This window comes from Micromonospora sp. NPDC005220 (assembly GCF_040607895.1).
GTDB lineage: Bacteria > Actinomycetota > Actinomycetes > Mycobacteriales > Micromonosporaceae > Micromonospora.
On record NZ_JBEXHP010000168.1, the window covers coordinates 1 to 9,232 of the forward strand.

The window sequence follows — 9,232 nt, forward strand, 5'->3', positions numbered from 1 at the left end:
GCTGGCGCTGCTCGCCCCCGACGGCGGCGGCGCGGACGCCGGGGCGCTGCCAGCCACCGCGCAGGTCTGCTCCTGCAACGCGGTGACCCGGGGCGACGTGGACGCCGCCATCGCCGACGGTTGCGCGGACGTGGCGGCGGTGAAGGCGTGCACCAGGGCCGGCACCAGCTGCGGTTCCTGCGTGCCGATGCTCAAGCAGCTCCTGGACGCGGCCGGGGTGGCGCAGTCCAGCGCGCTCTGCGAGCACTTCGACGTCAGCCGGCGGGAGCTGTTCGAGATCGTCCGGGTACGCGGCATCCGGACGTTCTCCCGGCTGGTCGCCGAGCACGGTCGGGGTCGCGGCTGCGACATCTGCAAACCGGTGGTCGCCTCGATCCTCGCCTCGCTGGGCAGCGGGCACGTGCTCGACGGGGAGCAGGCGTCGTTGCAGGACACCAACGACCACTTCCTGGCCAACCTGCAACGCGACGGCAGCTACTCGGTGGTGCCCCGGATCCCCGGCGGCGAGATCACCCCGGAGAAGCTGATCGTGATCGGCGAGGTCGCCCGGGACTTCCAGCTCTACACGAAGATCACCGGTGGGCAGCGGATCGACCTGTTCGGGGCGCGGGTGGAGCAGCTGCCGCAGATCTGGCGGCGGCTGGTGGACGCCGGCTTCGAGTCCGGTCACGCGTACGGCAAGGCGCTGCGCACGGTGAAGTCGTGCGTGGGCGAGACCTGGTGCCGGTACGGCGTACAGGACTCGGTGGGGCTGGCCGTCGCGCTGGAGCTGCGCTATCGCGGGCTGCGCGCGCCGCACAAACTCAAGTCGGCGGTCTCCGGTTGTGCCCGGGAGTGCGCGGAGGCGCGCAGCAAGGACTTCGGCATCATCGCCACCGAGACCGGCTGGAATCTCTACGTCGGCGGCAACGGCGGCTTCCGGCCCCGGCACGCCGACCTGTTCGCCACCGACCTGTCCACGGACGCGCTGATCACGCTTATCGACAGATTCCTCATCTACTACATCCGCACCGCCGACCGGCTGCAACGCACCGCCGGTTGGATCGAGGCGATGGACGGCGGCCTGGACCACCTGCGCTCGGTGATCGTGGACGACTCGCTCGGGCTCTGCGCCGACCTCGACGCGGCGATGGCCCGGCACGTGTCGTCGTACTCCGACGAGTGGCGCGACGTCCTGGACGACCCGGATCGGCTGCGCCGCTACACCTCCTTCGTCAACGCCCCGGACGTACCGGACCCGTCGATCACCTTCACCCGGGAACGCGGCCAGCCGGTACCCGTACGCGACCATTCCCCGACCGGAGCTGAGCCGACAAACGGTCACCGTCGGCAACCGGTCACCCTCGGCCTACCGGAGGTACGGCGATGACCCAGACCCTCACCCTGACCTGGACCACCGTGTGCCCCCTCGACCGGTTGGAACCGGACCGGGGCGTCGCCGCCCTGGTCGACGGGGAACAGGTCGCCCTCTTCCGGACCGCCGACGGGCTGTTCGCGATCGACAACCGCGACCCGGTCTCCGGGGCGTACGTGCTGTCCCGGGGCATCGTCGGCAGCCGCGGCGGAGTGCCGACGGTCGCCTCACCGCTGCACAAGCAGGTGTACGACCTGCGCAGCGGGCACTGCCTCGACCTGCCCGGGGTGGCCGTGGCCCGACACGACGCGCGTTGCCGCAACGGGCTGGTCGAGGTGCGGCTGCGACAGGAGGCTTGATGCGGGAAGAACTGGCGGGCTTCACCATCGGGGTGACCGCCGACCGGCGGCGCGACGAACTGGCCGCCCTGCTCGAACGACGGGGCGCCCGGGTGGTGCTCGCCCCGGCGTTGCGGATCGTGCCGCTCTCCGACGACACCGAGCTGCGCGAGGCGACCCGCGCCTGCCTCGACCAACCGCCGGACATCCTGATGGCCAACACCGGCATCGGCATGCGCGGCTGGCTGGAAGCGGCCGAGGGCTGGGGGCTGGCCGAGCCGCTGCGCTCCGTGCTGGCCAGCTCGTATGTGGTGGCGCGTGGCCCGAAGGCGCGCGGCGCGATCCGGGCGGCCGGGCTGCACGACCAGTGGTCGCCCGCCTCGGAGAGCTGTGACGAGGTGGTCGACCACCTGCGCCGGCGCGGCGTGGCCGGGCAGGTGATCGCGATGCAGCTGCACGGCGAGCGGCAGCCCGAGTGCACGCTCGCGCTGGAGGCGGCCGGCGCCACGGTCATCGAGGTGCCGGTCTACCGCTGGGCGCCGCCGACCGACCCGGCGCCGCTCCACCGGTTGATCGACCTGATCGCCGGCCGGCTGGTGGACGCGGTGACGTTCACCTCGGCGCCGGCGGCCGAGGCGTTGCTGCGGGCCGCCGGGGACCGCACCGACGCGGTGCTGTCCGCGTTGCGCAGTGATGTGTTGGCCAGCTGCGTCGGCCCGGTGACCGCCGAGCCGCTGCTGCGGCGCGGGGTGCCGGTGAGCGCCCCCGGCCGGGCGCGGCTGGGCGCGCTGGTGCGGACCATCGTCGACGAACTGCCCCGCCGGACCGTGACGTTCAAGGCCGGTGGGCACCTGCTCACGTTGCGCGGGCACGCTGCGGTGATCGACGGGGAACTGCGGCCACTCGCGCCCGCACCGATGGCGGTGCTGCGGGCGCTGGCGCAGTCCCCGGGGCGGGTGCTGTCCCGTACGGCGTTGCTGCGGACGCTGCCCCGGGGCGCGGACGAGCACGCCGTGGAGATGGCCGTCGCCCGGCTACGGGCCGGCCTGCGCGCGCCGCGCGTGGTGCAGACCGTGGTGAAGCGCGGCTACCGGCTCCGGGTCGACTGAGCGCGTCACCGCCGACCATCGCGGCCGGCTGAGCGCGTCACCGCCGACCATCGCGGCCGGCTGAGCGCGTCACGGCCGACCGTTGCGGGCCGGCCGTGACGCGGCGGTTCAGCCGACCGGAGTGGGGAAGCCCCGCCCGTGCTCGGACTGGAGCCGGAGCATGGCGTGCTCGACCACCGTCACCAGCACCTGCTTGACCGAGTCCCGCTGCCGGGCGTCGGTCATCACCAGCGGCACCTGCGGCGAGATGGCCAGCGCCTCGCGGACCTCCTCCGCCTCGTACTGCGGAGCGCCGTCGAACTTGTTCAGCGCCACCACGTACGGCAGGTTGCGGTTCTCGAAGTAGTCCAGCGGGGCGAACGCGTCGGTGATCCGGCGGGTGTCCACCAGCACGGCGGCGCCCACCGCCCCCCGGATGATCTCGTCCCACATGAACCAGAACCGGGTCTGACCCGGTGTACCGAAGAGGTACAGGATCAGGTCCTGGGCCATGGTGATCCGGCCGAAGTCCATGGCGACCGTGGTGGTCTCCTTGCCCGGCACCTTGGACGGATCGTCGATGCCGACGCCCGCCGCGGTCATCAACGCCTCAGTGGTCAGCGGTGTGATCTCGGAGATCGCCCCGACCATTGTCGTCTTGCCAACGCCGAAGCCGCCCGCGACGACGATCTTCGCGGAGACGATTCCCCGGCCCGGCCGCCCCCCAGCGGGGTCATAGCCTGCGAAGTCCACTTAGCACCCTTCCAAGCAGTTCCATCCGCTCCTCGAACCCCTCGGCGGGAGCAGCAGTGTGTAACGTCAGCAGGCTCTCGGCCACCATGTCGGCGACCAACACCCGGGCGACGCCCAGCGGCATCCGGGTATACGCGGCGATCTCCGCCAGCGACTGTGCTCGGCCCTCACAGACCGTGGCGATTCGGTGTTTGTCATGCCCGGCGAAGCGGGACTCGGCGACCTGGGTGGGAGAGGCGGTGAGGACGGCCTCGAGGGCGATGTCCTGCCGGGGCTCGGTACGACCACGGGTGACCGCGTACGGACGTACCAGCGCGCCACGCGGGTCAGCGCGTCGTTGGTCCATCCCCGATCACCTCCTCGTCCCCTGCGGAGCCGGACTGTGCCGCCTCCCGTCCCTGGCCCGGCGCTCGGAGCAAGCGCCGCCTTCCGGTGCTAAGAGCGCACCGCGTCGCGCGGCAGCGGCACCCACCCGCTCGACCAGCAGCGCCATCTCGTAGCCCACCTGACCCACGTCGCAGCTGCGCGCGGCCAGCACGGCCATCGAGGAACCGTCGCTGATCGACATCAGGAAGAGATATCCGCTGTCCATCTCGATGACTGTCTGCAACACCCCGCCCGCGCTGAACATCCGGGCCGCGCCCTCGGTCAGGCTCACCACCCCGGAGGTGATCGCGGCGAGCTGGTCCGCCCGGTCCCCCGGCAGATCCCGGGAGGACGCGAGCAACAGCCCGTCGGCGGACACCGCCACCACGTGGGCGATGCCCGCCACGCTGTCGGCGAAGTTGGTGAGCAGCCAACCCATGTCCTGCATGGCAGCTGGCCTGTTCATCGGCTCTCCTTGGTCGAGGTGCTGTTCAGGTCCGTTCCGGCCGTCCGACCGCGCTGCACACCGCGGTGGTAGGCCGACAGCAGACCACGTACTTCATCCGGGGTCCGCCGGCTGCGGTCCCGGCCGCTCTTCGGTTCGATGCCACCCGGCACGAGCTGGGCCTGCGGCACCCGCTTGGGCAACCCGGAGCGGGTGGTCCCGGCGGGAGCCGGCTCGGCGGCCCGGCTGGCCCGGGACCAGCCCTCGTCGGCCGCCGTACGCCAGGCTTCCGGGTCGGGGGCGGGCGCGGCCGGAGCCGTACGGCCAGCCGGGGCCGGAGTGTACGTCGGCGGCGCCGACGGCCGTGCGCCGAACCCGTCCATGGTGCCGCCGAGGCCCTCGGCGCCCGGCGTGGCCGTGCCGGAGCTGGCCGGGGTACGGGTCGGCAGTTTCGGTCGGGCCGGCGGCGCGGCCGGCACGGGCGCGGCGCTCGGCTGACCGCCGTTGCCGGTACCCAGGCCGGCATCAGCCGGAGCGGTGGCGGCGGGTGCGGGCGGCTCGTCGAAGTTGGGCCGGGTGAAGATCGCGGTGGCGTCGTCGCCGTGCGACCGGAACCAGACCGCCTCCATCTCCCGGAAGATCGGAGCTTCGGCGGGGAAGTCGGGCCGGCTGCTGACCGGTGCGGCGGGCACCGACGGAGCGGCCGGCGGCGCCACCGCGCCCGGGCCGGCGACCGGCCCGACCGGGAGGCCCTGGCTGCCGCGCCCATCCGCGGCATCCGCGGTGGAGCCACGCCGAGGCAGCGGGTCGACGGTCGGGTAGGCCACGGTCGGGCTGCCCAGTGAGGCACCCGCGCCGTTGCCGAAGGCCGGCCGGGCCGGCGGAAGCGGGGCGGCGGGGGCCGGAGCGGCAGGTGCGGCAGCGGCGGGAGCGGGGGCGGCGGGGGCCGGTGGCATGGTCGAACGCGGACCGGTGTAGCCACCCGCCTGGACGGCCGGGGTGGTGTCCCGCGAGTCCAGCGGCGACTGCCACTGGGCGGGTGCCGGCGTGCTGGTCCGCCACTGGTCGGGCAGCGTCGCCGCCGACGTGGCTGCACCGGCGAACTGCTCGGCGTGACCGACCGGGGTGAGCGGCGTCTGCTCCACGGCCATCGGCTGACGCGGCCGGGTGAGCACCTGGTCGCGGCCCCGGCTGGTGGGCAGCACCACGGTGGTGGCGGGCAACGTCACCTGGGCGACGGTGCCGCCCTCGACGTTGCGACGCAGCTCCACCCGGATGCCGTAACGGGACGCGAGCCGACTCACCACGGCCAGACCCATCAGCCGGAACGCGGCGACGTCGACGCTCGGCGGGGCGGCCAGCCGCCGGTTGAGCGAGTCGAGCTGCTCGTCGGTGAGGCCGAGCCCGCGGTCCTCGATCTGGATCAGCACGTAGTCGCGGATCCGGCGACCGTCGGCGACCACTGTGGTGTTCGGCGGGGAGAACCGGGTGGCGTTGTCGAGGAGTTCGGCGACGAGGCGTACCACGTCGTTGACCGCGTGCGCGGACACCGAGATGTCGGTGTCCACCGTCCCGAACTCGATGCGGTTGTACAGCTCCACCTCGGACTGGGCGGCGCGCAGCACGTCCACCACCAACGCGTCGTCGCGACGCGGTACGGCGGAGTCGGCGCCGGCCAGGACCAGCAGGTTCTCGTCGTTGCGGCGCATTCGAGTGGCCAGGTGGTCCAGTTCGAAGAGCTGCGCGAGCCGCTTCGGGTCCTCCTCGCCGCGCTCGATCGCGTCCAACTCGCCGATCATCCGGTCGACCAGGGTCTGACTACGGCGGGCCAGGTTGAGGAACATCGCCGAGACGCTGGTACGCAGTGCCGCCTGCTCGGCGGCGACCCGCACCGCCTCCCGGTGCACGACGTTGAAGGCCAGCGCCACCTGACCGACCTCGTCGCGGCTGTTGAGCTGAATGGGGTCCCGGACCTGGCGGACGATCTCGTCGACGCCGCCGTCACCGACGCTGCCCATGTTCTGCAGCCGCTGCACCGCGTCGGGCAGGTCGTGGTTGGCCACCGAAAGGGCGCCCTCCCGCAGCCGGCGCAGCGAGTGGTTGAGCGAGCGGGCCAGCACCACGGCCAGCGACACGGCGATGATCAGGGTCAGCAGCACCAGGACCGACTCGACCACGGCCTGCCGGATGACGTCCGAGCGTGCCTGGTCGGCCTGCTGGAGCAGTCGGTCCTGCAGTTGGATCTCGGCCCAGCGCATCAGGTCGTTCACGGCGCCGATGGCCGCGGTGGCGTCCTGCGCGCTGACCAGCGGGCGCTGCCCGACCGAGCGGGTGATGTCGGTGGCCACCCGGTCGGCCAGGCCGACCGCGTCGCCGGAGACGGTGCTGTTGACCAGGGCGCGCTGCACCGGGTCGGCGGCCAGCGAGAAGGCGACCAGGGCCTCCTGCTGCCCGGTCAACGTTGCCACGAAGGAGGAGAACTGCTCCGAGTCGAGCTGGCCGGCGGTCAGCGCGGTGAAGGCGACGGCCTCTTCCTCGGCGACGGAGGCCTTGGCGCGGGCGAAGGCGGAGACCGCGCGGCGGCTGTCCGCGAGGCTCTCGTCGCCGGGCAGCTGAGCCAGGCCGTCACCGTAGGAGATCAGGTCGGTGAGGATGACTCCGTAGCGGAGCACCGCCTCGGCAACCGCCATCTGCCGGCGGTCCAGCACCTCCTGCCGGGTGCCGTCCAGGGTGGCCAGGTGGTCGTCGATGGCGGCCAGCCGGTCCCGCAGGGCGGCCGGCACATCGCCGATCCGGCCGCGCTCGGCGCGGTACTCGTCCACCTGCTGCTGCGTCTCGCGGACCCGCAGGTTGTACGCGTCGGCCGGCTGCTGCGGAGCGGCCAGGTAGGCGGCCGCGGCCATCCGTTCGGCCTGGAGGTCCTGGGTGAGAGCGCTGACGTCGATGGAGAGGGCGGTCAGTGACCGGGCCCGGGTGGCGTCGAAGGCGCCCTCGCCGACGGAGATGAGGCGGACCGTGGCCAGCGCGATCACCGCCGCCACCGGGACGACCAGAATCAGCGCCAACTTGGACCGGATCCGGGCGTCACGCAGTCTCGGCATCTGTCGGCGAGCACGCCGACCGCTGTCGCCGAGCGCGGGCAGAGTCGTCGGTCCGGTGCTCACGACATCGCCTCCGTCGTTTCTTCCCCGCCTGAACCGCCGAGCCATGCCGTAAGCGGAGGGGACCACGCGCGGCACGGCCGCGATTTCATCAGAGATGATCCTGTTTGGGAAGCCGCAGTGAGGTAGGAAACGGTCGGACGGAGCGCATCTCGTGATCCGGGCAACTGATACCTTCATTTCCGCAAGCCCCTGAACAGGGCATGTAACTCCAGAGTGGTCATGCGTGCATGCAAAGTGAGCTTTTGCAAACATTGTGTTACGCCAGCATGTGGGATGGCCGTCCCGAAAATGCTGCCGGGGTCCGCGCTTGACCACAGCGCCGGCCATTGGCAAGGTTTTGCAGGCTTCGCGCACACCGTACGGCAGAGGAGATCCCGTCCTCCACTGAGGACGGATTAGCGGCGGTGACCGGGCAGCGCCCGCGCCCGCACCTGGAGGACTGAGTTGAGCCCCATCCGCTCCGCGACCATCGCGGCGCTCGCATCGGCCGTAGTGGCCACCACGCTCACCGGCTGCCAGTTCGGCGGAGCGGAGAAGGACACAAGTCCGATCGTGATCGCCGCCGATCTCGAACTCTCCGGTGCCGCCGCCACGGTTGGCCGGACATACCAGCGAGCCCTCGAACTCAAGGTCGAGCAGTTGAACTCCTCCGGAGCACTGAACGACCGGAAGATCGAGCTGAAGGTGAAGGACAACCGTTCCGACTCGGCCGAGTCACTTCGCAACATCGTCGACTTCAGCAGCGATTCGCGGGTCACCGCCATCATCATGGGCGGCTGCAACGAATGCGCGGTCGGAGCCGTCGGGACCATCAACGAGAAGCGGATTCCCACCATTGCACTAGCCGCTTCCGGCGCGATCGCCAGACCGGTCGCCGAACGGCGCTACGTGTTCAAACTGGGCCCTAACGCCCAGGACAGCGCCGCGGCGCTGACCACCGAACTGCGCCGCAACAACATCCGCAAGGTGGGGATGCTGGTCAGCGACGACGACTATGGCCAGGAGGGCGCGACCGCGCTCAAGAGCGAACTGGACAAGGCCAACATCACGCTCCGACAGCAGCGGATCAAGACCACCGACACCGACGTCAGCCAGCAGGTCCAGCAGCTCGCCTCGGGCAAGCCCGACGCGATGGTCTTCTGGACCCCACCGGAGCAGGCGACGCTGGCCGCCACCAGCGCCCAGCAGACCACCTTCCGTGGGTCGATCTACTTCGACGCCGGGGCGGCCGGGGACCTCTTCCTCGGCTCGGCGGCCAAGGCGACCGAGAAGGCCACGCTGATCTTCACGCAGACGATGGTGATCGACGACGTGATCGCGACCACGCCGGCCAAGGCCGCGCGGCGGCAGTGGTTCCAGGACTACACGGCACGCTTCGGCGGCTACAACGGGTCCTCGTCCTTCGCCGCCGACGCCGTCCAACTGATCGCCGACGCGGAACTGCGCGCCGGTGGTGAGATCGGCAAGGTGAACCGCGCCGGCCTCCGGGACGTGCTGGAGACGTCCCAGATGGACGGCCTGTCCGGGCCGATCCGCATGACGCCGGACAACCACAGTGGTCTGATGCCGCAGGCGCTCACCACGCTGGTTGCGCGCAATGGTCGGTGGCGGTTGGCGGGGTAAACGCTTTCGTCCCGGCGCTCTTCGTCGGGTGCCGGGTGGGGGGTGTGGCCTACCGTGCCCGGCTCCGGGCGGTCAGGCTTGATCCCTCCGCCGGGCACGGT

The 9,232-nt window shown here is 71.6% G+C and carries 7 protein-coding genes and 1 pseudogene; 4 read left to right on the forward strand and 4 right to left on the reverse strand.

Translation table 11 applies throughout. The features are described from left to right. From nirB to ABZU52_RS30680, 3 genes are all read left to right on the forward strand, one after another. A partial coding sequence (gene nirB, locus ABZU52_RS30670; protein ID WP_354974419.1) for a nitrite reductase large subunit NirB occupies positions 1-1,369 on the forward strand: 1,369 nt, incomplete at its 5' end. Further along, the gene (gene nirD, locus ABZU52_RS30675) at positions 1,366-1,713 is read left to right on the forward strand and encodes a nitrite reductase small subunit NirD (protein ID WP_354974420.1); all 348 of its coding nucleotides are present in this window, start codon (positions 1,366-1,368) and stop codon (positions 1,711-1,713) included. The genes nirB and nirD, both read left to right, overlap by 4 nt. Further along, a complete protein-coding gene (locus tag ABZU52_RS30680) occupies positions 1,713-2,801 on the forward strand; it encodes a uroporphyrinogen-III synthase (protein WP_354974421.1) in 1,089 nt (362 codons plus the stop codon). The genes nirD and ABZU52_RS30680 overlap by 1 nt, the downstream gene beginning before the upstream one ends. Positions 2,802-2,909: 108 nt before the next feature. Here the strand turns inward: ABZU52_RS30680 and ABZU52_RS30685 are convergent, their stop codons facing one another. From ABZU52_RS30685 to ABZU52_RS30700, 4 genes and pseudogenes are all read right to left on the reverse strand, one after another. Continuing rightward, positions 2,910-3,533, reverse strand: a complete 624-nt coding sequence (locus tag ABZU52_RS30685; protein WP_354974422.1) for an ATP/GTP-binding protein — start codon at positions 3,531-3,533, stop codon at positions 2,910-2,912. After that, on the reverse strand, positions 3,514-3,879 hold the full coding sequence (locus ABZU52_RS30690; protein ID WP_007465174.1) for a DUF742 domain-containing protein: 366 nt from the start codon (positions 3,877-3,879) through the stop codon (positions 3,514-3,516). The genes ABZU52_RS30685 and ABZU52_RS30690 overlap by 20 nt, the downstream gene beginning before the upstream one ends. Before the next feature lie 89 nt (positions 3,880-3,968). Next, positions 3,969-4,365 (reverse strand): annotated as a pseudogene (locus tag ABZU52_RS30695) (roadblock/LC7 domain-containing protein). Next, positions 4,362-7,508 (reverse strand): sensor histidine kinase, encoded by a 3,147-nt coding sequence (locus tag ABZU52_RS30700; RefSeq protein WP_354974423.1) that lies wholly within the window; start codon positions 7,506-7,508, stop codon positions 4,362-4,364. Before ABZU52_RS30700 ends, ABZU52_RS30695 begins: the two are co-directional and overlap by 4 nt. Before the next feature lie 444 nt (positions 7,509-7,952). Here ABZU52_RS30700 and ABZU52_RS30705 point away from each other — a divergent pair, with 444 nt between their 5' ends. Then, positions 7,953-9,131 carry an ABC transporter substrate-binding protein gene (locus ABZU52_RS30705; protein ID WP_354974424.1) on the forward strand — a complete coding sequence of 393 codons (1,179 nt, stop codon included), beginning with the start codon at positions 7,953-7,955 and terminating at the stop codon, positions 9,129-9,131. Positions 9,132-9,232: the final 101 nt, after the last annotated feature.

What these genes read in the sequence shown, in the direction of transcription:
- nirD (WP_354974420.1), top strand. Translation starts at nt 1,366, where the DNA reads ATGACCCAGACCCTCACCCTGACCTGGACCACCGTGTGCCCCCTCGAC.
- ABZU52_RS30690 (WP_007465174.1), bottom strand. Translation starts at nt 3,879, where the DNA reads ATGGACCAACGACGCGCTGACCCGCGTGGCGCGCTGGTACGTCCGTAC.
- ABZU52_RS30680 (WP_354974421.1), top strand. Translation starts at nt 1,713, where the DNA reads ATGCGGGAAGAACTGGCGGGCTTCACCATCGGGGTGACCGCCGACCGG.